This is a genomic window from Martinezella dioscoreae (assembly GCF_009176305.1).
GTDB lineage: Bacteria > Pseudomonadota > Alphaproteobacteria > Rhizobiales > Rhizobiaceae > Rhizobium > Rhizobium dioscoreae.
In genome coordinates, this window is record NZ_BLAJ01000005.1 from 383,192 (window position 1) to 407,891 (window position 24,700).

Annotated in this window: 15 protein-coding genes, 3 tRNA genes and 1 pseudogene; 1 reads left to right on the forward strand and 18 read right to left on the reverse strand. The window is 59.2% G+C overall.

The window, feature by feature from the left end:
• Positions 1-4: 4 nt before the first annotated feature.
• From nuoG to GDN47_RS22770, 12 genes and pseudogenes are all read right to left on the reverse strand, one after another.
• Positions 5-2,086, reverse strand: a complete 2,082-nt coding sequence (gene nuoG, locus GDN47_RS22715; RefSeq protein WP_145631399.1) for an NADH-quinone oxidoreductase subunit NuoG — start codon at positions 2,084-2,086, stop codon at positions 5-7.
• Between the two features lie 242 nt (positions 2,087-2,328).
• The gene (locus GDN47_RS22720) at positions 2,329-3,087 is read right to left on the reverse strand and encodes a helix-hairpin-helix domain-containing protein (RefSeq protein WP_113328978.1); all 759 of its coding nucleotides are present in this window, start codon (positions 3,085-3,087) and stop codon (positions 2,329-2,331) included.
• 9 nt (positions 3,088-3,096) lie between these two features.
• On the reverse strand, positions 3,097-4,401 hold the full coding sequence (gene nuoF, locus GDN47_RS22725) for an NADH-quinone oxidoreductase subunit NuoF (protein WP_069614974.1): 1,305 nt from the start codon (positions 4,399-4,401) through the stop codon (positions 3,097-3,099).
• A gap of 10 nt (positions 4,402-4,411) precedes the next feature.
• Positions 4,412-5,533 (reverse strand): NADH-quinone oxidoreductase subunit E, encoded by a 1,122-nt coding sequence (locus GDN47_RS22730; protein ID WP_152094302.1) that lies wholly within the window; start codon positions 5,531-5,533, stop codon positions 4,412-4,414.
• A gap of 15 nt (positions 5,534-5,548) precedes the next feature.
• On the reverse strand, positions 5,549-5,866 hold the full coding sequence (locus GDN47_RS22735) for a hypothetical protein (protein WP_113328980.1): 318 nt from the start codon (positions 5,864-5,866) through the stop codon (positions 5,549-5,551).
• The gene (locus GDN47_RS22740) at positions 5,866-7,056 is read right to left on the reverse strand and encodes an NADH-quinone oxidoreductase subunit D (protein ID WP_152094303.1); all 1,191 of its coding nucleotides are present in this window, start codon (positions 7,054-7,056) and stop codon (positions 5,866-5,868) included. The genes GDN47_RS22735 and GDN47_RS22740 overlap by 1 nt, the downstream gene beginning before the upstream one ends.
• Positions 7,057-7,116: 60 nt before the next feature.
• Positions 7,117-7,511 (reverse strand): annotated as a pseudogene (locus GDN47_RS32225) (four helix bundle protein).
• 30 nt (positions 7,512-7,541) lie between these two features.
• Complete coding sequence (locus tag GDN47_RS22750) at positions 7,542-8,144, reverse strand: NADH-quinone oxidoreductase subunit C (protein WP_152094305.1); 603 nt, start codon at positions 8,142-8,144, stop codon at positions 7,542-7,544.
• An 18-nt stretch (positions 8,145-8,162) separates the two neighbouring features.
• Positions 8,163-8,744, reverse strand: a complete 582-nt coding sequence (locus GDN47_RS22755) for a NuoB/complex I 20 kDa subunit family protein (protein ID WP_015339504.1) — start codon at positions 8,742-8,744, stop codon at positions 8,163-8,165.
• Positions 8,735-9,100 (reverse strand): NADH-quinone oxidoreductase subunit A, encoded by a 366-nt coding sequence (locus GDN47_RS22760; RefSeq protein ID WP_028754004.1) that lies wholly within the window; start codon positions 9,098-9,100, stop codon positions 8,735-8,737. The genes GDN47_RS22755 and GDN47_RS22760 overlap by 10 nt, the downstream gene beginning before the upstream one ends.
• A 258-nt stretch (positions 9,101-9,358) precedes the next feature.
• Positions 9,359-9,435: transfer RNA gene (locus GDN47_RS22765), tRNA-Asp, on the reverse strand.
• A 48-nt stretch (positions 9,436-9,483) separates the two neighbouring features.
• Positions 9,484-9,560, reverse strand: a tRNA-Asp gene (locus tag GDN47_RS22770).
• A gap of 391 nt (positions 9,561-9,951) precedes the next feature.
• Between GDN47_RS22770 and GDN47_RS22775 the strand changes: the two genes are divergently transcribed.
• Positions 9,952-10,027 (forward strand) — tRNA-Val (locus GDN47_RS22775).
• A 362-nt stretch (positions 10,028-10,389) separates the two neighbouring features.
• Here the strand turns inward: GDN47_RS22775 and GDN47_RS22780 are convergent.
• From GDN47_RS22780 to GDN47_RS22805, 6 genes are all read right to left on the reverse strand, one after another.
• Entirely contained in the window at positions 10,390-11,685 is a 1,296-nt protein-coding gene (locus tag GDN47_RS22780) for a capsule polysaccharide biogenesis protein (RefSeq protein WP_152094306.1), read from the reverse strand.
• Positions 11,682-13,259 (reverse strand): LTA synthase family protein, encoded by a 1,578-nt coding sequence (locus GDN47_RS22785; protein ID WP_152094307.1) that lies wholly within the window; start codon positions 13,257-13,259, stop codon positions 11,682-11,684. Before GDN47_RS22785 ends, GDN47_RS22780 begins: the two co-directional genes overlap by 4 nt.
• Before the next feature lie 131 nt (positions 13,260-13,390).
• Positions 13,391-14,245, reverse strand: a complete 855-nt coding sequence (locus GDN47_RS22790; protein WP_152094308.1) for an SDR family oxidoreductase — start codon at positions 14,243-14,245, stop codon at positions 13,391-13,393.
• 18 nt (positions 14,246-14,263) lie between these two features.
• Positions 14,264-15,622, reverse strand: a complete 1,359-nt coding sequence (locus GDN47_RS22795; RefSeq protein ID WP_233790062.1) for an aminotransferase class I/II-fold pyridoxal phosphate-dependent enzyme — start codon at positions 15,620-15,622, stop codon at positions 14,264-14,266.
• Positions 15,623-15,684: 62 nt separating this feature from the next.
• Positions 15,685-23,148 (reverse strand): type I polyketide synthase, encoded by a 7,464-nt coding sequence (locus tag GDN47_RS22800; protein WP_152094310.1) that lies wholly within the window; start codon positions 23,146-23,148, stop codon positions 15,685-15,687.
• Between the two features lie 342 nt (positions 23,149-23,490).
• Positions 23,491-24,669, reverse strand: coding sequence for a polysaccharide biosynthesis/export family protein (locus tag GDN47_RS22805; RefSeq protein ID WP_152094311.1), 1,179 nt, complete (start codon positions 24,667-24,669; stop codon positions 23,491-23,493).
• Positions 24,670-24,700: the final 31 nt, after the last annotated feature.

The window sequence follows — 24,700 nt, forward strand, 5'->3', positions numbered from 1 at the left end:
GCCCTTACTCTGCCGCAACGCGGAAATTGTTGCGGGCCAATGCCGAGCATTCGGCCATGACAGCCGACGCGCGCGTTATCGGGTTCGTCAAATAGAAGTCTTTGATCGGCGAAGCAAATGCCGATTTGCCCATCGTGCCGGCTTTTTTCGCAAGTGCGGCAATTTGGGCGCTATCGCCTTCCGCAATCTCGTCGATCCCGGCAAAATGCGGGAAGGCTGCATAGAGCTTGGCCCGCAATTCTCTCAGCGAATCAAAGGGAAGCTTCTTGCCGAGCACGTCGGAAAGAGCACGGATGATCGCCCAGTCCTCGCGGGCGTCGCCCGGTGCGAAACCGGCACGGTTGCCCATCTGGACGCGGCCTTCGGTATTGACCCAGGTACCCGACTTTTCGGTATAGGCGGCCGCCGGAAGGATGACATCGGCGTTCTGAGCGCCGTTATCACCATGCGAGCCGATATAGACCGTGAACTTCGCGCCCTTGCGGCTGAAGTCGAGTTCATCGGCGCCCAGCAGGAAGAGGACGTCCATCGACGACAGCATGGTGGCGGCATTGACGCCCTTTGCGCCCGGCACGAAGCCGAGATCAAGGCCGCCGACGCGCGCAGCTGCCGTGTGCAGCACGGCAAAACCGTTCCAGTCTTCCTTGACGACGCCAACGGCGGCAGCGAGTTTGGCGGCATTTGCCAGAACCTCGGCACCATCTTCACGGGTGAGAGCGCCCTGGCCGATGATGATCATCGGCTTCTGAGCGTTCTTCAGGACGTCGGCGAAGCTGTGCGAGCCACTGACGAGATCGGCCAGCGTGTCCGGGCCTGCGCCGAGATAATCATAGGAGTAGCGAAGATCTGCAGCTTCACCGATCACGCCGATCGGGAACTTGCCGCGGCGCCAGCGCTTGCGGATGCGCGAATTCATGACGGCCGCTTCGAAGCGCGGATTAGCACCAACGATCAGCAGCGCGTCAGCGGCTTCGATACCCTGGATGCTCGGGTTGAAGATGTAGCTTGCACGGCCAAGCGACGGATCAAGCGCCGTCCCGTCCTGGCGACAGTCGAGATTTTCCGATCCCAACGACTTCAGCAGCTCGCCGAGGGCGTACATTTCCTCGACCGAAGCGAGATCGCCGGCGACCGCGCCGATCTTGTCGCCGCTGGTGGCGGAAACGGCCGACTTGATGGCGGCGAAAGCGTCGCTCCAGGTCGCCGGCTGCAAGCGGCCGTCCTTGCGGACATAGGGCTTGTCGAGGCGCTGCGTCTTCAGGCCGTCCCAGATGAAGCGGGTCTTGTCGGAGATCCACTCCTCGTTGATCTGCTCGTTGACCCTCGGCAGAACGCGCATGACTTCGCGGCCGCGGGTATCGACGCGGATCGCCGAGCCGAGAGCGTCCATGACGTCGATCGATTCGGTCTTGTTCAGTTCCCACGGACGAGCCGTGAATGCGAAAGGCTTGGAGGTCAGCGCACCGACCGGGCAAAGGTCAACGACGTTGCCCTGCAGCTCGGAGGTCATCGCCTGCTCGAGATAGGTGGTGATTTCAGCATCCTCGCCGCGGCCGATGAGGCCGAGTTCGGAGATGCCGGCAACTTCCGTCGTGAAGCGGACGCAACGCGTGCAGTGAATGCAGCGGTTCATCACGGTCTTGACGAGCGGGCCGATATACTTGTCTTCGACCGCGCGCTTATCTTCCTGATAACGAGAGGAGTCGATACCGAAGGCCATGGCCTGGTCCTGCAGGTCGCATTCGCCGCCCTGGTCGCAGATCGGGCAATCCAGCGGGTGGTTAATCAGCAGGAATTCCATCACGCCTTCGCGGGCCTTCTTGACCATCGGCGTGTTGGTAAAGACTTCCGGAAGCTCGCCGTTCGGGCCGCCGCGAATATCGCGCACGCCCATGGCGCAGGATGCCTGCGGCTTCGGTGGGCCACCCTTCACCTCGACGAGGCACATGCGGCAATTGCCGGCCACCGACAGTCGTTCATGGAAGCAGAAGCGCGGGACTTCGGCACCGGCTTCCTCGCACGCCTGGATAAGCGTGTAGTGATCCGGAACTTCGATCTCTTTACCGTCAATCTTCAGTTTAGCCATCGTCCACTCAGTCCTATGTCACGTCTCCAGCCCAACCTGGCCGCAGACAATTTCATGATCGCAAACCGGGTTGCCATCGGGGCGGCTGAAACGCCTGATAGCACCGGCTTGCTCACAATAAGCTTTGCTGAATCTTGTCCCCGCAAGACCAGCTTTGCGACCGAAACACTGCGGACATCTCCACAATGATCTCACCCGCATTCATTCACCCTCCCCGGCAGCAATCTAGCCGAGGAAAAATCTCAGCTCCGGCCCTTCGGCAGCAGCGCCTTCGCCTGGCCAACCCAGTCGTCGCGCCGGATGCGGCCGTCGAAGCCAAGCTCCGTGTCGATCCGCTCGATATCGGCATCGCTCCAGGCGGCAATATCGGCAAATCGCTTGATGCCCCGTCCGTTCAGCACCTGCTCAAGCTTCGGACCTATGCCGGAAATCCGCTTCAGGTCGTCAGCCTTCTCAGCCGCCTTGCGGCCGCGCGCAGGAGCCGCCTTTGGGGCAACCGGTGAAGCGGCTTCAGCCTTCGCCGTCTTCTTTGCAGTTGTCGTCGCGGCCTTGGGCGCGGCAACTACGGGCTTCGGCTCAGCCTTCTTTAAGCCAACCGCCTTCTGCTTGGCAGCAGCCGGCTCCGATGCGACTGGCTTCGGCGCAGCTGTCTTGACAACGGGCGCTGGCTTTACAGGCTTTGCGTCCCCTGCCCCGCCATTCGCAGCAGTCGGCTTCGCAACGGCTTCAGCCTGATGCTTTTCGTCTTCCAGGGCTTCGGCCAATTTGGTGGTCGCTTCAACGGCACCCTGGAAAGCGCCAAGAAATGCGCCGGCCAGTTGCGAGGTAAAGCCGAAACCGATTGCGGTCGCAGCGGCTATGGCCGCGGCCGGATGGGCCATCAGCGGATGGATCGGCATGATCGGCGCATTCCCAAATATATCGGCAGCGGCGCGGCCGAGATCGGCCGATGCACGATCGGTCGCTCCGCTGTCCTGCCTGATATCGTTGGTCTTCGCCATCTTCGATCCTTATTCGGCTGCTTCCAGAACCGCGCCGTGGCTCGTCGCGTTGGCGGTGTACTGGTCGATGCGCTTTTCGATCTCGGGACGGAAATTGCGGATCAGGCCCTGAACCGGCCATGCGGCTGCGTCACCGAGCGCACAGATGGTATGACCTTCGATCTGCTTCGTCACCTGGAACAGCATGTCGATTTCGCGCTTCTGGGCGTTGCCGCGAGCCATACGCTCAAGAACGCGCCACATCCAGCCCGTACCTTCGCGGCACGGCGTGCACTGGCCGCAGCTTTCATGCTTGAAGAAGGCCGAGATGCGGGCAATCGCCTTGATGATGTCGGTCGACTTGTCCATGACGATCGCCGCAGCCGTGCCGAAGGATGACTTGACTTCGCGCAGGCCGTCGAAATCCATCGGGCAGTCGATGATATCGGCCGCCGGAACGACCGGACACGATGCGCCGCCGGGGATGACGGCAAGCAGGTTGTCCCAGCCGCCGCGGACGCCGCCTGCATGCTTGTCTACCAGCTCGCGGAAGGTGATGCCCATGGTTTCTTCGACCGTGCAGGGACGGTTGACGTGGCCCGAGATCATGAAAAGCTTCGTGCCGACATTGTTGGGGCGGCCGAAGGAGGAGAACCAGCCGGCGCCGCGGCGCAGGATCGTCGGTGCTACGGCGATCGACTCGACATTGTTGACCGTCGTGGGGCAACCGTAGAGACCCATATTGGCCGGGAATGGCGGCTTCAGGCGCGGTTGGCCCTTCTTGCCTTCCAGGCTTTCCAGCAGCGCGGTTTCCTCGCCACAGATGTAAGCGCCGGCGCCGTGATGAACGAAAACATCAAAATCCCAGCCGAGCTTGTTGTTTTTGCCCAGCAATCCGGCATCGTAGCACTCGTCGATGGCAGCCTGCAGAGCTTCGCGCTCGCGCATGTATTCGCCGCGCACATAGATATAGGCAGTATTCGCGCCCATAGCGAAGCCGGCGATGACGCAGCCTTCGATCAGCGTATGCGGATCGTGACGCATGATGTCGCGGTCCTTGCAGGTGCCAGGTTCGGACTCGTCGGCGTTAACGACGAGATAATGCGGGCGCCCGTCGCTTTCCTTCGGCATGAAGGACCACTTGAGACCGGTCGGGAAGCCTGCACCCCCGCGGCCGCGAAGGCCGGAAGCCTTCATCTCGTTGATGATCCAGTCACGGCCTTTTTCGAGGATTTGCTTCGTGCCGTCCCAATGGCCGCGCGACATCGCGCCCTTCAGGGATTTGTCCTTAAGGCCGTAGATATTGGTAAAGATGCGATCCTGATCCTGTAACATGCTTCACCTCTTACCGCGGCTTCTTGCCGAAGACCTTGATATATTCCGCTTCGCCACCCTTAGCGAGTGCCTCAGCCTGCCTGACCCAGTCGTCGCGCTCGATCCGGCCCTTGAAATTCAGATAGCCGTCGACCCAATGACGCTCGGCCTCATTCCAACTGGCAATCTGCGTGAAGGTGAAGATACCGAGCTCATGCAAGGTCCCTTCGATCTTCGGGCCAACGCCTGAAATGAGCTGCAGATTGTCCGGCTGCGCGGGTCTTTCGACACCGGCGGGACGATTTTTGTCGTCGAGCGACGGCTTTCCGGCAGCGGGTTCCGCGGCTGCAGTGCCCGAAAGCGGCTGCGTTTCGGCCGCTTTGGCATTCTTGGCTGCTTCCTTCGGCGCCGTCGCCGGCGTCTTCAGGCTGGGATTGGTTTCGGCATCCGTGCTTTTTGCGCGGCCGGCTTCCGACGGCGGGATCGATACGGCGTCGGCAGTGGCCTTGGCCGTCTTGCTTGCGACACTCTTTGCCTTCGCCTCATCCGAAAGCAGCGACGTCAAGCCGCCTTCCGGAGCGGAGAAAACGCGATCGATCTGCGGGCCGGTCTGAATCTCATGGCCCTTGCCTGCGGCGAATGCATCGATGATTTCTTCGAGACGTGCCGGCGTCAGATCCTCATAGGTATCTTTGCCGATCACCACTATCGGTGCGTTGACGCAGGCGCCCTGACATTCGACTTCTTCCCAGGAGAGCGTACCGTCGGCATTGCGCTCGAAAGCGTGATCGTTGATCCGGCTCTTGCAGACCTTGATCAGCCCCTCGGCGCCGCGCAGCATGCAGGGCGTGGTGCCGCAGACCTGAACGTGGGCGCGCGTACCGACCGGGTGCAGCTGGAACTGCGTATAGAAAGTCGCGACTTCGAGCGCGCGGATATAGGCCATGTCGAGCATGTCGGCGATCGTTTCGATAGCCGCCTTGGTGACCCAGCCTTCCTGCTCCTGCGCACGCATCATCAGCGGGATGATCGCGGATTGCTGACGACCATCAGGATATTTCTGAATCGTCTTTTCAGCCCAGACCGCATTCTCCGCATTGAAAGCGAAGGCGGCAGGCTGGAATTGATCTTCGGCTAGTCGACGAACGGACATCTTTCACGCCTTATCTCAGTTTAAGGACCCACACCGCGTATTCGTCAGAGACGAGAATTCGCAGGCATAGGCCGACTGGTCTTTCTGCATAAACACAACAAACTTACCGCCATTCGGCACAGCGGCCTTGATCTCGTAACCGCGGGAAAGGAGGTCACCCATGGTCGAATCTCCGCCCGACGTAACCTCGCTTCCACTTTTCGCAGAATTCGAATTGATCGAATTCGAATTCTGCAGGTTGATGCTCGGCAGGCCCTGCGTCTTGCCGGTCTGCTGTGCCGAAGCACCGCAGGCGACGAGAAGCGCTGGAATGAAGACCTGCCAGGCTCGCATCAACGATCCACCTCACCGAATACGATATCGAGCGAGCCGAGCACGGCCGCGACGTCGGCGAGCTGGTGGCCGCGGCACATGAAGTCCATGGCCTGCAGATGCGCATAGCCCGGCGCACGGATCTTGCAGCGATACGGCTTGTTGGAACCGTCCGAGACGAGATAGACGCCGAATTCGCCCTTCGGCGCTTCGACAGCCGCATAAACCTCGCCGGCGGGCACGTGATAGCCTTCGGTGTAAAGCTTGAAGTGGTGGATCAGCGCTTCCATCGAGCGCTTCATCTCGCCGCGCTTCGGCGGAACGACCTTACCATCGAGCGACGAAACCGGCCCGGTCTTGGCATCACCCAGCAGGCGATTGACACACTGCTTCATTATGCGGACGGCTTCGCGCATTTCGATCATGCGGATGAGGTAACGGTCGTAGCAGTCGCCGTTCTTGCCGATCGGAATGTCGAATTCGAGATCGGCGTAGCATTCGTAAGGCCGTGCCTTGCGCAAGTCCCAAGCAGCACCCGAGCCGCGGACCATGACGCCGGAGAAGCCCCAGGCCCAACAGTCTTCCAGCGAGACTACGCCGATATCGACGTTACGCTGCTTGAAGATACGGTTACCGGTCAGGAGGTCGTCGATATCGTCGAGCGCCTTCAGGAAGGGATCGCACCAGTCGCCAATATCCTGCACGAGCTTTTCGGGAAGATCCTGGTGAACGCCACCCGGACGGACGTACGCTGCGTGCATGCGCGAGCCGGAGGCACGCTCATAGAACACCATCAGCTTTTCGCGCTCTTCGAAGCCCCAGAGCGGCGGCGTCAGCGCGCCGACGTCCATTGCTTGGGTCGTGACGTTGAGGAGATGCGACAAGATACGGCCGATTTCCGAATAGAGCACGCGGATCAGCTGACCGCGGATCGGAATATCGATGCCGAGCAGCTTTTCGACGGCCAGCGCATAGGCGTGTTCCTGGTTCATCGGCGCCACGTAGTCGAGGCGGTCGAAATAAGGAACGGCCTGAAGATAAGTCTTCGATTCGATCAGCTTTTCAGTGCCGCGATGCAGCAGGCCGATATGCGGATCGACGCGTTCCACAATTTCGCCGTCCAGTTCGAGGACAAGACGCAAAACGCCGTGCGCAGCCGGGTGCTGCGGGCCGAAATTGATGTTGAAGTTGCGAACGTTATGTTCTGTCATTGCAATGCGCTCCGCTTATTGCAGGCATTAGCCAGTGGGCAATAGGCAATAGTGTAATCGTTAGCTTTCATATCCAGGTCGCTCGTCTTGCAATCGGCGCATGAGAGACCGCAGCATCTTTCCAACTTCATCGCTCATGGACATCGCAGGTTTGACTTGCTCAAAGGTGACGATGCCTATTCGCGTCGAAAGTATCAGGTGCGTCTCCAACTCCTTCAGCGAACCTTGGGCGATCTTCAGATGATGGACGTAAGCCCTGTGACTTCGCGCCCATAACCCTCCGCTATGTTTGCCGCGATCGATACGGATGCCCGCCTTATCTGCGAAACCAAGCCGTAAATCTCTTCCTTCGGAAACCCCCTGGTAAGAGCATAACATTCAACCGCAAGATCCATGGCGCGCTGCCACACCGTAAGGTCCTGATAGGAATTAATTGCCGTTTGCCATTCTCCTATTGCCTATTGGCTAATGCCTATTGCCTCAGCTTACTGTTTCGCCTTCTCGTCGCCGGGCAGCACATAATCGGTGCCCTCCCATGGCGACAGGAAGTCAAAGTTACGGAATTCCTGCTTCAGCTCTACCGGCTCGTAGACAACGCGCTTGGCGGCGTCGTCATAACGAACCTCGACGAAACCGGTCGTCGGGAAGTCCTTGCGCAGCGGATGGCCTTCGAAACCATAATCCGTCAGCAGGCGGCGCAGATCCGGGTGGCCGGTGAAGAGAACGCCGTACATGTCCCAGGTTTCACGTTCGAACCAATCGGCACCGGGATAGACGCCGCAAGCGGAGGGAACGGGCTGATCTTCGCCGACGGGAACCTTGACGCGAATGCGCAGGTTCTTCTTGGGCGACAGCAGATGGTATACCACGTCAAAACGCTCGGCGCGCTGCGGCCAGTCGACGCCGCAAATATCCGTCATGTTGACGAAACCGCACTTGGCGTCGTCACGCAGAAAGGTCAGCAGGGCGATAACGTTTTCGGTCGTCGTCGTCACGTTCAGCTCGCCGTACTTGATCTCGCTCGAGGAAATCAGGGCGCTGCGAACTTCCGTGAGGTAGGCGGCGAGTTCGTTCAGGGCTTCACTCATAGTACCTTGTCCCCTGCCTTACCGTTCGATCGTGCCAGTGCGCCGGATCTTCTTCTGCAGCAGAAGCACGCCGTAAAGCAGTGCCTCCGCCGTGGGAGGACAGCCCGGAATATAGATGTCGATCGGAACGACACGGTCGCATCCGCGAACGACGGAATAGGAATAGTGATAGTAGCCGCCGCCGTTGGCGCAGGAACCCATCGAAATGACGTAACGCGGCTCAGGCATCTGGTCATAAACCTTGCGAAGCGCGGGCGCCATCTTGTTGGTGAGCGTGCCGGCGACGATCATGACGTCGGACTGGCGCGGCGACGCGCGCGGCGCAAAACCGAAGCGCTCCACGTCATAACGCGGCATGGAAACCTGCATCATCTCGACAGCGCAGCAGGCAAGTCCGAAAGTCATCCACATCAAGGAACCGGTACGGGCCCAGTTGATCAGCTCATCGGTGGAGGTGACCAGAAAACCCTTGTCGGCGAGCTCGTTGTTGATTTCGCCGAAGAACGGATCGTTGCTGCCGACCGGCCGGCCGGTTGCGGGATCGATGATCCCCTTCGGCTGTGGCGCCACGAGCGTCGTGTTGCTTGGGGCTACTCCCATTCCAGGGCTCCCTTCTTCCATTCATAGATAAAGCCGATGGTCAGCACCGCGAGGAACACCATCATCGACCAGAACCCGAACCAGCCGATGGCGCCGAAGGATACGGCCCACGGGAAAAGAAAGGCGACTTCCAGATCGAAGATGATGAAGAGAATCGATACGAGATAGAAGCGGATATCGAACTTCATGCGGGCATCATCGAATGCATTGAAGCCGCATTCGTAAGCCGACAGCTTTTCCGAGTCGGGCGCCTTGAAGGCGACGGCGAACGGCGTGATCAACAGCGCCAGGCCGATTACCACGGCAATACCAATGAAAATCGCTATCGGAATATAGGAACTGAGCAGTCCAGTCATCATGTCCATCCCTGCTTGCGATCAGCGCCGGGGCGGCGCATCTGAGCAAATGCCCAGCAAGCGAAAGAGCGTTGCAACAGAGCCGTGGTTAGCGCAGGCGGAGCGCGCACGCAAGCCTTTTGAATCTGTCTGTTAGGGTACTACCGAGCGGTAGATATCAATGTGTTGCGACGGCAACGCGACAAATCAGCGCTGGCGCGAAAAGGCTTCTTCGCAATCGCAATAAATTGATGTTTGATTGTAATGGCTTGGAGAGAATGGCGCGAGTGACGGGGCTCGAACCCGCGACCTCCGGCGTGACAGGCCGGCACTCTAACCGACTGAGCTACACCCGCGCATTGTTTGGCCTTTCAGCCGGTGCAGATCCGAAATTTGCCTTGAAATGGCGCGAGTGACGGGGCTCGAACCCGCGACCTCCGGCGTGACAGGCCGGCACTCTAACCGACTGAGCTACACCCGCATTTCATTTCAAGCATTCCAGATGCTTCCGCACCCATCAAAGCGGCCCTCGCCGTTCGATGAGCGGCTAACTACGGGGTTCGTGTTTGGGTGTCAAGCAGGTTTGAATACAAATCGATGACAGAGTGCGAATTGTTTTGGACAAGCTCGCCCGCAACTTTCCGTTCCGGCGATTTAACATGGCAGGTTCCCGCTCCACGCATTTCATTGGCGCCTGATATGCACAGGAGCAATCCAGCAAGCCTCACATCTGCTCATGTGGATGACGACGGCCGGAGAGGTGTAAAATTCAAAAAAATCAAAAAATCTTCACAAACACTCTTGCGGTTTGTCGTCGTTCCGCATAGATCACGGCCACCGAACGCGGCGGGCCAACGACCCGCTTCGCAGAAGGGCGATTAGCTCAGTTGGTAGAGCGCCTCGTTTACACCGAGGATGTCGGGAGTTCGAGTCTCTCATCGCCCACCATTATTCACATATTTGATTGTCAGTTTGAATGATCTGCGGCTGTAGGCAGCAATCACGATGAGCGCCTTTGTGTGCCCGACATCTGTGGCTCAGTAGTTGCCGAGAATGATGACGGCCAGAAGCACGACGGAAACAAGCACGAGGGCTGCTATAATAACAAGCAGCTCCTTCAACATGAATCGTTCCATCTTGCTGTCATCCATGGCGTTTGCTCCCGGCAAACCGTTATCCACATTCATTCCCAGTGTCGAATCGCTGCGCTGAGTTCCGTATCAGTCCACATGTAAGTGGCCTCGTTGTCAATTTCAGCCTGAAGACCCTCGCAGGGGCAACAATTCCTCTTCCATCCCATTGCGCCTTCATTACGGCACATGAAATTTTATCGGTCGCTGCCTTGGCGGCGGCTCGATGTAGGCATCCGGCAGGTTGACCGTCCGCGACAACAATCTCTCGGCGATCTGAGCGGCGGCGGCGCGCGCGCCCTCGCGCGAGCAAAAGTTGCCGCGTACCTGTACCGCCGCTGCCAGCAGGCGAAAAAATGCGCTGCATAGCTCCGGCGACGGCGGTATCGGCTCCCACCAGAATCGATCCAGGCTACCTTGATCGCTCAAACCATCGATATCGTAGATCGCCGCTCCCAGCGCTTTGACCGGCTTCCCAGCCTGCAGCGCGGAAAGCGCCGCCGTCGAGTTAACCGTCACCATGCCCTGGCTGGCGGCAATCAACCGATCGAGATTGCCACCATCGATCAGATGAATGCGCGCCGACAATCCGCATGAGGCGCCGATGCGGTCGACATAGGCGCGCCAATCCACCAGCCCGTGATCGAGCGGATGCAGCTTGAGGACGAGATGCGCGTCGGATGCCGCATTCTCCGCGAAAGAACGAAGAATCAACCGGATAGCATCCTGCTGCTGATGGAAGGGCGAGTGCGCTCGCAACTGAAAATCGGTCTGAAGCTGTAGCGGATAGACGAAGAAGCGCTTGCCGGCGGCAATCAGATCCTTGATCACACCCTCTGCCTCTCGTGCCCTCCTGCCCCTGAAAGGAAGTTTCCCCAGCCAGCCGGCGTATTCCATTAGAGGATGGTAGAGCCCGTGCCGCCGATAGCCTGGATAGAGGAACCACAGAAAGACGGTCGGGAGATAATAAGCGAGATCGTAAAGGGCTTCCGCCAGGAAAGTTTGATTGTAGCGGCGTTTCCAATCCGGTTCCGGCAGCTTGGACGCTGCTTTCAATATATGAGCAGGATCGGCCGGAAAGTGCGAATTGGAGGAGAGGCCATCTCGCTCGAGCGTCACCCAGTCAGGCCGCAAATATCCCATTTCGACGACATTGACGGTGACGCCGGCACGCCGCGCCTCCTCGATGGCAACCTTATGGTAGGGGCGCTCCTCGCCGTGCAGGATCAGGTCGGTGACGTTCTCGGCCTCGATTCGCTGCCTGACATAGGCGCGCCATCCGGCAAAACCGCCGCGATAATTGGAGGCGCCGCGGCAGCGCCAAGAAATCCAATCCCCGGCATTCAAGTTGATGCGGATGCAGCGGCCGCCAGCCTTTTCCAATATCCTGGCAGTCTCAACGAACAAAGGCGAGGATGGGCCCTGCAGGAAGAGGAAGACGCGCGGGCGCGTGACCCCTTCCCCACTGGGCATCATTCCGCGACCTCGGTGGCAAGCCCGGCATAGTGCAGCAATGTGCCGATCAGATTCCAGGGCGCCTCTTCCTGTGGTGGCTGCGGCCTTTGCGAATGGGCGCGCGCGCGGCCTAGCGGAACGATGACGTAATCGGTGCGCGGATCGGGGAAAGGATCGGCAAAGGCTTTCAGCAAGGGCGCATGATCACCATAGAAGAGCAGCCAGACCGGGCGATCCAGCCTGTCGAGGTGATGGGCGAGATTGCCGAGCGCATGATCGGCGCGCATCAGGAGCTCGCCATAGATATCCACCGGATTGACGAGGTCGCCGCAGCGGCCCGGCTCCCAGGGGCCATGATTCGCCATGGATGCGACGAAGAGGAAATTTTTGCCCACGCCATCGTCGTCGATCGTCCGAATCACACTCTTGGTCAGCGAGAGATCGCTGACATAGGGTCCATCGCGTTCCGGATTGTGATCAAACTCGTCCAGCATCATCATCCGGTCGAAGCCGAGCTGCGGCAATGCCTTGTGGCGAAGGAAGAATGTCTTGTCGTAGGGATGGATGAACTGCGTCCCCCAGCCCGCCTTCTTCAGCCGCGCCGGCCAGACCACATCCTTATAGTGGCTGGCGCGCAGATAGGGGTAGCTGGCATCGATATGCACATTTTCGGGCAGTAGCCCACTCAAGACGGCAAATTCGGTTCGCAGCGTATAACCACCCTCGAAGACGCTGGTCATGCGGCCCCATTGCGCGGCCTGCTCACGCAGGCGGTCGAGATTGGGAAGCTTGATATTGTCGACGCCAAAATGTCTGAGGTCGATGAAGGATTCGGATTGCCAGACGACGATGAGCGGTTCGTCTTCACCATGGTCCCAAAGCTCCTGAAGCGCCGACATGAAGCGCCCGGACAATTCCGAGACGATCGCCTCGCGCCGGACACCAACCCAGATGACGAAATGAAAGACGACGGAAGCGAATGTGCCAAACCGCACTGTATCGATCTTCACATCAACCCTACCGAGAAACTTCTGTGTGAAACGGCAGACCGGTTCGCTGACGACCCTGCTGAACAGCGCGAGCCATGGCGCGAAGGCGACCACCAACATCAACAGGACCCACAGCAATTGGTTCGACGAAGGCAAAACCGACGGCTCGAGATACATGTAGAGGCCGCTGAGGCCGAAAACATAAGCGAAGGCGATGATCCAGAAGAGGATGTTCAGCGAAGTCGCGTAGAAGATCTCCTTGTATTTGAAGACATCTACGACGAGCGCGATGTCCGAAAAAACCAGAGGCTCACGGATAAACTCGAACTTCGCCCTCGATATGCCCGTGAAGATGACGAAGAAGCTGATGACAGCCTGCGTGCTGTAGAGCGGGCGCCAGGAAATGGCGAAGAAGGCGACATAGATCAATATGATAACCGGAATCCTCGCCGCCCAGTCGCAGGCTACCCGCCGCCAGCTTCTTTTCGGGCGATTCTCGGCGGTGACGGCAGCCGGCATTGCGAAAGGATCAGTCAGCAGGACGATGACGCAGGAAAACGCGAAGCAGGCGAGCGTCAAGAGAACTGGAAAATCATGAAGCTTCAAGATTGCGCCATCCAAATGCCCGCCGCCTCTATGACATTTCTCATATCCGCGAGGAACGGGCCGCCAATTCCCTGACTTACCTTCTCTTGCACGTGTTTCACCGACAGCGCAACACCGGTAGTTGTTTCGTATTACTTATCACTATCAAAGCGTTGCTCGGCGGTATCGGCAAGACCGCGCGCCCCCTCCCCACCAAATATTTTTCGCGTCGTGCGCGAAAACCACCATAGCAGCGGCGGTTTTATCAATGGTCCGAAAAATGCAAGCGCCGTCAGCGAAAATCCGAAATGGATTCTCCGCTTGCCGCGATCCAGTCCGTGGACGATTTTTGCCGCGACCGCCTCCGCGCTCCACGGTTTGACTGCCCCCATCACCACCTCCGCCTCGCGAGGCCTGAGCGAGATTTCCCGGCGATATTGCGGCGTCATCGTATCGGGCGGAAAGCAGATTGAAATCTTTACGCCCGAAGCACCAGCCTCGGCACTCAAAGCTTCGGCAAAACCTTCCAACGCAGATTTGGATGCGCAATAGGCGGTGTAGCCGAAGATACCGATCAAGGCAGCGCCCGAAGAGATCATCATGATCCGGCCGTTGCGCCGGCTCTTCATGCCTTTATAAACAGCGCGAACCGCATTGGCCGTCCCGAGGACATTGATGGAGATCTGCTCATCGAAAACCGATGCCGGCATCGCATCGAAGGCGCAGGGCTCGACGATGCCCGCAGAAGTTATGAGGATATCACACGGACCGAAGGACGCCTCGCAAAGCTTTACCGCCTCCGCAGTCTGTCCGGCCGAGGCCACATCAGCGGAAGCCGCCCGAATGAAGGCGCCGTCGACACCGGGAAGCGCTGCGATTTCGGCGCGCGCCGCTTCGAGCCGCCCCACATCGCGGGCAAGAAGCGAAACTCGAGCGCCCCTGGCCGCATAAAGCTTCGCTACCGCCAGACCAATTCCGCTTGAACCTCCCGTGACGATAACGTGCATGAGACGACCGCCCCGAACTTATGAGCCGCCTGGAGCCTGAGCCAGGGGCAGCAGCTGCATCATCTTGTCCATATCCAGCGAGGCAAGACCGAAATTGCGGTCCTCCAAACTCTTGAGTTTTTCGGCCGTGAGCGCGACCGCCCGCCGGATCTGTTCCTCGGTGTGATTGCAGGTGATGAAGAAGCGGAGCCGCGCCATGCCTTCCGGCACCGCCGGATGGATGATAGGCAGCACATTGATGCCTTCGGCGAGCAGGTCGTTCGAAAGCTGCGCCGCACGAAGCGAATCGCCGACGATCACGGGCACCACCGAATGGCCCATGCTGAGGCCGGTATCGAGGCCCGCCGCCTCTGCTTCTTCGAGAAAAAGATGGCCGTTACGCCGGAGGCGTTCGGTTCGTTCCGGTTCGGATTTGAGGATATCGAGGCCAGCAATGGCGGCGGCGGCGAGAACCGGTGAGAGACCGACGCTATAGACGAAACCGCCGGCTTCCGCTTTTAGAATATCGGCAAGTGCGCTGCTGCCGGCAATATAGCCGCCACAGCTGGAGGTCGTCTTCGACAGCGTGCCCATCCAGATATCGACATCACGCGGATCGAGATCGAAATGCTCGAACGTGCCGCGGCCCGTCTTGCCCAGAATGCCAAGCGCATGCGCTTCGTCGACCATCAGCCAAAAACCGTAGCGTGCCCTCAATTCCAGCAGGGCCGGCAGATCGGCGATATCGCCATCCATCGAATAGATGCCTTCGACGATAACGAGGATGCGCCGAAAATCCGATGAGAGCGTCTTCAGGATATTTTCGAGATTCTCGACATCATTATGCTGAAACAGCCGGCGTACCGCGCCGGAAAGCTTGATGCCGGCAAGCGCACTGTTATGAATGAATTCGTCGTGGATCACGAGATCCTGCGGCCCCATCAGGCAGCCGATCGCGGCAACATTGGTCAGGTAGCCGCTGACGAAGCAGACGGCGGCATCGACGCCATAGACTGCGGCGAGCCTGCGCTCGAGCTCGACGTGACCAGGTCGCTCTCCTGCCACGAGGCGACTTGCCGACGCCGAAATTCCGAAGCGGTCGATCGCTTCTTTCGCACGTGCGGCGACATGCGGATCGGTATTGGTCGCCAGATAGTCATAAGAAGCAAAATTGACAAACTCGCGCCCGCCGATGCGCGTCGTCGCGCCCGCAGCGGCATCATGCGAGCGGTAGAAGGGATTGGCAACGCCAAGCAATTCCCCCGCAATGCGCTGCGTTGCGACGCGCTTGTATTCCGGCAGATCCTCGAAGCGCGTCACCTGGCGTGGCTGTGCCTGCGGTTGCCGGTTCAGCCGTTCGGTCCGATTGCGGCCGGAGGATTCGCCAACTCGGCGCATCTGTTCGAGCAGCTTGCTCTTCTTCCGCTCCGCCGGATTGCCATCATCGGCATTATACGTGGTCACTGGACGGCCCTTTTTTCTTGGTCTGAGGCATGGCTGCGCGCCAGACGCTCGACCACGCCGTCATCACCCGCTGCGTCACCATTAGCATCATCACCATTGCGATTCATGACACGATCACGCAAGCGGCTGACGACATCACCCACGGTGGTACCCTCGCCTACGCCGCTCAGAGGAATATCGAAGCCGGTCTTCTGCTGGAAGCTCATGCCGAGCTCCATGGCCATCAGGCTATCGAGCCCGATATCCTTCAACACCTTGTCAGGCGTCACCGTGTCTTCCGTCACGCGCAGGATGGCGGCAATCTCCGCAGCGATGAGCGCATGCAGTGCGGCCTGAGCCTCCCCTTCCGATTTCCCCCTGATCAGCTCCCTGAGATCGACGTTGTCTCCCTCGTTGAAGACCTGATGACTGCCTGCATGGCGCATCAGCGGCTCGAACAGCGACCGGCCTGAGATCGGCAGCAGGCGCACGGCATTCCAATCGATCTCGGCGATCATGACCGCCGCTGCATCGATCGCGCCTCTATCCGCCAGCATATAACGCTCCACCTGCTCCAGAGCATCGCGTGCCTTCAGCGCAGCCTTGCCGATGCGCTTGGAAAGGAGATCATTGACCTCGATATTGCGGGCAAGAAAGCCCTTGTCGGCGATGGCGCCGAAACCGACGGCGAGCGCGGGCTTGCCGGCAGCGCGGCGCGCACGCGCCAGGCCCTCCAAGTAGCCGTTTGCCATCACATAATTCGCCTGGCCGGGATTACCGAGCATGGTCGTTGCCGAGGAGAACAGCAGGAAAAGCTCCAGCTTGTCGTCTCGCGTCGAGCGATCCAGGTTTTCGGCGCCACGGATCTTGACCTCGAGAACGGGACGATTGCGCTCCGGCGTCAGGTTGGCGAGCAGCGCGTCGTCCAGAACCATGGCGGCATGAACGACACCCTTGAGCGCTCCTTCGGAGCGAAGCGAGGCAAGCAGCGTCTCAACCGCGGCAGCATCGGTGATATCGCAGGCATGCAACGTCGTCACCACACCCCGCCTGGCCCAATCGGCTATCGCCTTTTTCGTTTCCGCATCGGCAATGCCTCGGCGCGAGCACAGAGCTATGCGGCGCGCACCCCTGGAAACAAGCCAATCGACGGCGGATAGGCCGAAGCCGCCAATGCCGCCCGCAACGAGAAAAACGCCTCCGGCATCGAAGCGCAGAGATTTCTCAGGCGCTCGCAAGACGCTGTCGACACGCGCAACAGGCGGGCGCACCACGATCTTGCCGATATGGCCGGCATTCTGCATCAACCGGAAAGCGTTGCCGATCTCGTCATAAGCGAAGGCGCGATACGGCAGCGGCGTCAGCTTTTCTTCGGCGAAAAGCTGACCCATCTCCCTGAATATGCGCCGTGTCAGGTCGGGTACATTGACCAGAAGCTGATCGGCATCGATACCGAAATAGCTGACATTGCGCCGGAATGGACGCAGGCCGATCTTGCGGTCGGCGTAATAATCACGCTTGCCAAGCTCCAGGAAACGGCCAAAAGGCTTGACCAGCTCGATGCTCCGTTCCATCGCTTCCGAAAAGAGCGAATTCAGAACGAGATCGACACCCTCGCCGCCCGTAAGCCGCCGCACGCCGGAAACGAAATCCAGAGAGCGGGAATCAAGCACGTGATCGGCGCCGAGCATTTCAAGGAAGCCGCGCTTCTCGACTGTGCCGGCCGTGGCGATCACCTTCGCTCCCCTGTGCTTGGCGATCTGGAGTGCAGCCAGACCGACGCCGCCGGCAGCTCCATGGATCAGGATGGTCTCGTCAGGCTGAATGCGTCCAAGCTCGACCATGGCATAATAGGCGGTCAGAAAGGCAACCGGCACAGTGGCGGCAGCAACGGTTTCCATCTGCTCCGGCAGCTTTGTCACGCCATCGCGATGGACACGCACATGAGTCGAGAATGCTGCAGGCCCGATCCCCATCACCTTATCGCCCGGCTTGAGATCATCGACCGCATCGCCCACGGCAAGAATTCGCCCGGCGAATTCCATGCCGATCGTGGCACCGGCAAAGCCATCTTCCAATGCTTCCTCAGGCAGAACGCCCATAGCCCACATGACATCCCGGAAATTGAGGCCGGTGGCTTCGACGGAGACGACAACTTCGCGCCCGTCGGCCACGGGAAGACTCGCCTCCTCCCAGGCTACGCTGTCCAGACGCCCGCTCACATGCTGGCGGATCGTTGCTGCTGTGAAATCACTACGGCTCGCTTCGATGGCATCGAAGGGACCAGCCACAGCTCGGACTTCCCGGACCCTTCCGGTCGCGCGATCCAGGAACCATTCCCTATTGTCCGTTTCCGCGACCATCAGGGTATCGACCACCAATAGCGCTCGACTGCCAGCCATATCGGCATCCAGCAGGTGCACGTCAAAGGCATCATATTCATTCTGAAGGACGCGTCCGAAAGCCCACAGGCCGGCATTGGCACCATCGAGAGAGCCAGCCGACAGCGGAGAGCCGCCAGGCGCCACGATGACCATTCGAGGCCGTGCTCCATCGGCGTGCTGGGACAGCAGGTTCGCCAATTGTGTGAAGGCGGAGAGACGTGACAACGAGAGTTCCGCTGCATCGCCGCGCTTCATATCCGCAAGATAAACGACGCGGCGCGTAGCCGGGTCAATGGCATCGAGAGCGTCGACAATATCCGGAGACGATGCGTCGAGATCGATGATCGTTATATTCTTGCCCAGCTTGCCGAGACCCTTCCGGCCTTGCTCCGACAAGATCAGGATCGGATCGACGGCTTCCGCTACAATATCCTCTGCCGGCTGCCGCTCAGAGACAGCCGACACCGTAATCAGCGCGCCTTCGGGGAAAGTCTGTTCCTGGATCAGAGGCTTGGCAAAGCCCAGAGTTCCGAGGAGATCGGCAATCTGCTGGGGCGTACCGAGCCGTCCGACCGGGAATTCCGGCGACTGGCTATCGGCAAACCAGCTTTCGGAAAGACCGAAGACGAAATCATTGAAGGCGCTCGGTGCGCGATCGACGAGCAGCAGCTGCGCGCCGCTGGCGGCGACCGACCGGACCATCCGCTTGATCTCGTCATTGTGGCGCATCAGATGCTGGCTCTGATCGCCGGAGACGACCACGATGTCGGCGACACGGTGATCCGTCAGCCTGACAGGATCGGCAACGATAACATGCGCGTCACGCTCAAAGGCGATCTCCAATGCTCGACGGGCTTGCTCGCGCGGCTCAGCGATCACGAGACATGCACCTGAGGCTGCGGCGATCGTTGCCAGCTTTCGACTGAACGCAACCGATATCGAGCCGACCTCAAGAACGTGCCCGATCGGCCCGTCATTTGCCTCGATGGAGGAAGCCAATGCCTCTGCCAACATCGAAAGCCGTCTCTGGCTCAACGGAGAATGTACAAGCACATGCTCCAGCGTCGCCCCACCCGGCATATTTGCGCCCTGGGCCGCAGGCTCTCGCCCCAGCACATGCGGGCGTATCGTCGCCAGATGCTCGAGCGTCTCGCGATAGGCATCGCCAACGAGGACACTCTCGGCCACGCGCCCGGCGTCCTCGCGATAGATTTCCTGCAGCAGCTCCGCCACCGGCGGCAGCGTCGGCTCCAGGGGAACATGCCACCTGCCGTCTCCCGTCTCCGCGATGCCGGCGTCCTCCAAAATGTAGAGGCAATTGACGAGGAAAGACCTGAACTCGGGATCGCCGGGAAGGCCGGAGAATGTGACGGTACCGTTGCGGTCCGCAACCTTCAGCGCGATATCATGGCAGGCCCGATAGATCGCGGCATCAAGAAGAAGACTTGCATTGTTGAGTGCATGGTTCCCATCGGAGCTGCCGTATGATGAAATTCGCCGTATGCCGGCGCCGGTTCTGTCTCCGCCGGCGAAAAGAGCCGAAGGCACGCCCTCGTAATGAAAAGCGACGGAATCCAGCGTTGCCCTGCGGCGCAGCTGTGTGCGGCGGAAACGGCTATCGTCAAGAACGACGACCGGCATGGCATCTGTATCGAACAGGTTGAAACGGGCCTTGATCGAATTCGCGCTGAACCGCTCGATCTCGATAACGGCTTTGACGATCGGCCTTCCCTTGCCGAAAGCTCTCACCGTGCCGAAATGAACGGGAATATAGGGAGCACCGGTTTCGTCGCCGGAGAATTGATCGAACAATGCGACGAGTCCGTGAAACGCCGCATCGACCGACATGGGGTTGAGATTATAGCTGGCGAAGGGATGAGACGGCGGGGCAGCCGGCTTCAGATCCACTTCGATCGCATGATGACCGAATGCCACGGCTTTCGACAGAAGCTGGAAATGCGGGCCATAATGCAATCCGAAACGATCCGCCGTTTCGTAGGTCACGTCGGAGGTCAGCGTCGATTTGCGCTCTGTGCCCGATCGCTCGAGGGATCCGCTGTATCCCTCGCCGACCAGCGGCTTGCGGCAACGTCCAACCACGTGAACCGTCCATTCGTCATGGCTCAGGCGTTCGCGCGACCGGATCTCGATATCTCCGGTCTCAGGCGACAGGACGGTCGACAACTCGACCATTCGATCTTGGGATAATTCCAGCGGCCGGATGATTTCGAGATTGCCGATTTCAACCTCATCCGTCCCGTAATAGCGTTGCGCCGCCGTTACTGCGATCTCGACGAAACCACTACCTGGCATGATAGCCTTGCCGTCGACCACATGTTCAGCAAGGTCCGGGAAGAGACGGGCATCGAGATGGTTCTTCCAATTCGAACCATTAAGATCGGCGCGCCAACCGAGCAGCGTATATGGGCTCTTGCGATCCCGACCGAAGATATCGATCTCGTCCGTCGTCGGAGGGGTGCGAAGCTCCACTGGCTCGAAAGGCAGAGACGGAAGTTTGACGAAGGCGTTGCGGGTTGCGCTGCCGCGGGCACGCAGCGCAGGCGCTCCATTGGCGACTGCCCGCGCAAATGATTGCGAAACCGGATCATGGTCGGCGACAGGCGCTTCCCGTAGCAAGGTCGGTATCGCAATGACCTGAACCGATGCCTGTTTGGCGATCTCCGCCACATAGTTCGACAGGATCGGGCGCGGCGAAATCTCGATGAAGAGGTTGCATCCCATTGCCATCGCGGCCTGACAACCAGCCTTGAAGAGCACAGGATCGCGAACATTGCGCCACCAATATTGCGTGTCCAGCAGGCGCCCGTCGCGCAATTCGCCTGTTACCGTCGAAATGAAGATCCCCGTGCCGCTATCCGGCGCGAGATCGGGCAAGTCCGCGAAAAAAGCCTCTTTGGCGCGGTCGATGATCGGATGATGGAACGGATAATTGATATCGAGAACATGCGCGACGATCTGGGATTTGCGCGCAGCGTCCCTGTAGGCTTCTATCTCATCGGCCGGACCGGAGATCGTTACCGAATTCGGAGCATTGATCGCAGCGATACATATATTGTCGAGACCTTTGGATTTCGCAAAGGCCAGCGCGGCATCCTCGCCAAGCACCACGGCAGCCATCTTGCCCTCGCCGGCGAGGAGATCCTGATGCAGCGAGCGCTTGGCGACGATTGCAACCGCTTCGGCTGCCGTCAGCGCCTTGGCGGCATAAGCGGCTGCGATTTCGCCGACCGAATGGCCGAAGACCGCATCGGGCTTGACCCCCATGGACCATAGACAATCCGAAAGAGAAGCCTGGATTGCAAACAACAGCGGCTGCGCGATCTTGGTATCGGCCAGGCGTGCGGCAAGATCGGAAGCGACGAGCACATCGGTCAGCTTCTCGCCGAGATAATATTCAAAGAGCGCGCTGAAGGATTGGAAGCATTGCCGGAAATGGCGGTTTTCCTGATAGGCACCAACACCCATTCCCGCCCATTGCGAGCCGTTGCCGGAAAAGACGAAGGCGATCTTGGCAGCCTGCGCCGGAGCTTCACCTGCCTCGCCGACTGAATTTCTGCCTGCAAGATGCGCATCGATCGCGGCAAGCACGGCCGCGCTGTCCTTAGCGCGGGCAGCAAAACGATGACGCATGGGTTCGCGATTGGCAGCAGCGGAAGCAACGATCTGACGAGCCTCCTTGGGTTCGGCAGTTTCAAGACGGGTCCTGTAGTCTTCGAGCAGCGTCGAAAGAGCGGACGCCGTATGAGCGCTGACGGCAAAAACGATCCCCTCACCTCGCATTGGCGGCTCCGGTGGCGCGATCGGATCGGGATCGCTGATGACAACGTGAGCGTTCGTTCCGCCGAAGCCGAAGGAATTGATCCCGGCAAAGCGTGCCTGCTTGGCCGGAAGAAGCTCGATCGTTGATGTGTTGACCCGAACGTTCAATCCCTCGAAGTCGATGGACTCATTCGGATGATCGAAATGCAACGACGCCGGCAGGAAATTATTTTCGAGCGCGATGACAGCCTTCAATAGGCCGAAAAGGCCGGATGCCGGTTCGGTATGGCCGATATTCGTCTTTATGGAGCCGATCGGCACAGGCGCCCGGCGATTGCGGCCTATGACTTCGCCGATCGCCCAGATTTCGGCGGGGTCGCCGACCTTCGTTCCCGTTCCATGGCCCTCGATGAAAGCGATGCGATTGACATCGATATTGCGGCCTTCATAAATCGACTGAAGCAAGGCGGCCTGCGCCTCACGGGACGGCATGGAAATGCCGTTGGTGCGTCCCGAGGAATTGACGCCTACAGCATGGATCCTGGCATAGCTGCGGTCCTTCTCGCGAAGCGCAACGTCCGTCCGGCGCAGTACGATCGCCGCACCGCCCTCTGCGCGGACATAACCGCGGCCATTATCGTCATACGCGCGGCAGAGGCCTTCTGGGGAGAGCATGCGTGCCTGCGCAAACCCCACGAAGGACATGGGGTTGAGCAGGATATTGATGCCGCCGACGATTGCCGTATCGATCTCGCCGCTCTCCAGCGCCTTCACCGCCTGATCGAGGGCGACCAGCGACGACGAACAGGCCGTGTCGATCGTCATGCTCGGTCCGCGCAATCCGAATATGTGCGAGATGCGGTTGGAAACGATGGAAAGCGTGTTGCCCGTCATGAAATACGGACTGCCCGAGGCGGGGTCTTCCAGCGTCAGATTGCCATATTCAAGGGAGGATGCCCCGACATAGACGCCGACGCGCTGCCCCTCGAATCCATCGAGCGGCAAGTTTGCATCTTCCAAAGCGCGCCAGACTATATTCAGAAGAACGCGCTGCTGCGGATCCATCTGCATCGCTTCGCGCTGGGAAAGGCCGAAAACCGCTGGATCAAAGGCGTAGACATTCTCGAAGACGCCAGCTGCAAAACTGTAAGTCTTCCCTTGAATACCAACAGCCGGATGCCAAAAGCGCGCAAGATCCCAGCGCTCCTCTGGTATGCGGCTTACGGTACAACGCCCCTCCTTGAGGACAAGCTGCAGTTCTTCAATCGAACTCGCCCCTGGGGCAACGCTTGCGCGTCCGATAATTTCAACTGTCATGTTCTCTCAGCAATACTCGAAGAAGTGCACCAAACTGCTAAATTCAATATTAGCTGCGCACGTTATTATCTGTGGTTGTTATCGACAAAAAATTTGCGTGTGCAACCAATATGCGGCAGCGCAACAACCGATGCAATATGCGATCTCTTACACCCTTCAATCCAAGTCGAAGATCGCAGCTATTGCTTGCGACGATTGTCGCGTTTTCGACAAGTCAGTTCGCGATGAATTTCCGTTGCCGACAAGGCACGATCCGTCACAATCATACAGATGTCGGCATCCGCCGACGAATAGGAACACAGGGAGACCAGATGGCACCGCCGCTCCTTCATTTTTCCAGGATTACTGCCCCAGATTCACCGCTGTTGCTGCTCCCTGGGACGCGATGCCTAGCGGCGTACCGATAAGATTCAAGAACTTCCTGATGTCGACGGAAGGATGGCGCGACACGTAGATGACGTCGCGGCTCTTGACCGGGAAGGTCTGCCCTACGATCAGGCTGTCGGGATTGGACATATCGAACCGATAAACGATCGGATAGCGTCCCTTGGCATCCGGCACCATTCCCTTGCGCAGCAGCTCCTGGAAACGGGCGGGGCCGAGCAGAATCTTCGCGATTTCAGGCTCTTCGTAGCGGAACAGGAAGAAGCCCTTGGCATTGCTCGAATCGTCGATCGCGCCATGACCGAGGGCAACAGCCTCGAGCAGATTCAGATCGTTCGCCCCGAACTCGATACGGCCGTCTCCACGAACAGAGCCGAGCAAGGTGAAGGTTCGCGGATCGCGGACGAGGAAAATCTGGTCGCCCGGCTGTACATAGATATCTTCCGAAGGATGCTCGATGATCGACTTCAGCAGAACCGTGCCGGTCTTGCTGCCGCGAACCAGCGTAACATAGGTTTCATAGGGTTGCGTCGAGGGGCCACCGGCCTTGGCGATGACTTCGGTGATCTTTTCCCTGGTCAGATCCAGCGGCACCATGGAAGGACGGCCAACGGCGCCCGAAACCGTAACGGTGCGCGACGGCGTACCCATGCTCGTCACGATGACATCGGGCTCGACGGCCTTTGTAGCCAGCGCCGCCAGGATCGCCTTGCGAGCCTGGTCAAGCGTCTTGCCCGCGAATCGAACCGAGCCGGCATACGGGATTGCCGCCGTGCCGTCCGGCTGCACGACGATATCGAGCGATACCTGCTTCGATTGCGCCGTCGAAAACAGGCCATCGGCACCAGCTTCGAAAATCGTGACCTTCAATGCGTCGCCGACACCGATAACAACCGGACCGACGCCGCCGCCCATGCCAAAACGGCGATTGAGGGTGGAGGAAACATAGTCAGAAACCAAGCGCGCACTGCGGCTGTCGATGTCGATAATGTCGAAAACTGCGGCATTCCTGCGACCTAATTCAACACTGGATTGACCGGCATCTTTTACAATAGCGCCAGCCAGCGGACCTTCGCTCGAAACGGAATTACATCCCGCAAGAACCACGCAACAAATCACGGCGCCAATACGAAACAATTGAAACCCTCAAACCAATTAGCTGCCGTGA

Excerpts from the sequence above, each read along its gene's own strand:
- GDN47_RS22735 (WP_113328980.1), bottom strand. The coding sequence starts at position 5,866 with ATGCGAGCCTGGCAGGTCTTCATTCCAGCGCTTCTCGTCGCCTGCGGT.
- GDN47_RS22800 (WP_152094310.1), bottom strand. The coding sequence starts at position 23,148 with ATGACAGTTGAAATTATCGGACGCGCAAGCGTTGCCCCAGGGGCGAGT.
- GDN47_RS22730 (WP_152094302.1), bottom strand. The coding sequence starts at position 5,533 with ATGTCCGTTCGTCGACTAGCCGAAGATCAATTCCAGCCTGCCGCCTTC.
- nuoG (WP_145631399.1), bottom strand. The coding sequence starts at position 2,086 with ATGGCTAAACTGAAGATTGACGGTAAAGAGATCGAAGTTCCGGATCAC.
- GDN47_RS22750 (WP_152094305.1), bottom strand. The coding sequence starts at position 8,144 with ATGAGTGAAGCCCTGAACGAACTCGCCGCCTACCTCACGGAAGTTCGC.
- GDN47_RS22790 (WP_152094308.1), bottom strand. The coding sequence starts at position 14,245 with ATGCACGTTATCGTCACGGGAGGTTCAAGCGGAATTGGTCTGGCGGTA.
- GDN47_RS22780 (WP_152094306.1), bottom strand. The coding sequence starts at position 11,685 with ATGATGCCCAGTGGGGAAGGGGTCACGCGCCCGCGCGTCTTCCTCTTC.
- GDN47_RS22740 (WP_152094303.1), bottom strand. The coding sequence starts at position 7,056 with ATGACAGAACATAACGTTCGCAACTTCAACATCAATTTCGGCCCGCAG.
- GDN47_RS22755 (WP_015339504.1), bottom strand. The coding sequence starts at position 8,744 with ATGGGAGTAGCCCCAAGCAACACGACGCTCGTGGCGCCACAGCCGAAG.
- GDN47_RS22720 (WP_113328978.1), bottom strand. The coding sequence starts at position 3,087 with ATGGCGAAGACCAACGATATCAGGCAGGACAGCGGAGCGACCGATCGT.
- GDN47_RS22795 (WP_233790062.1), bottom strand. The coding sequence starts at position 15,622 with ATGCGCCGAGTTGGCGAATCCTCCGGCCGCAATCGGACCGAACGGCTG.
- GDN47_RS22760 (WP_028754004.1), bottom strand. The coding sequence starts at position 9,100 with ATGACTGGACTGCTCAGTTCCTATATTCCGATAGCGATTTTCATTGGT.
- nuoF (WP_069614974.1), bottom strand. The coding sequence starts at position 4,401 with ATGTTACAGGATCAGGATCGCATCTTTACCAATATCTACGGCCTTAAG.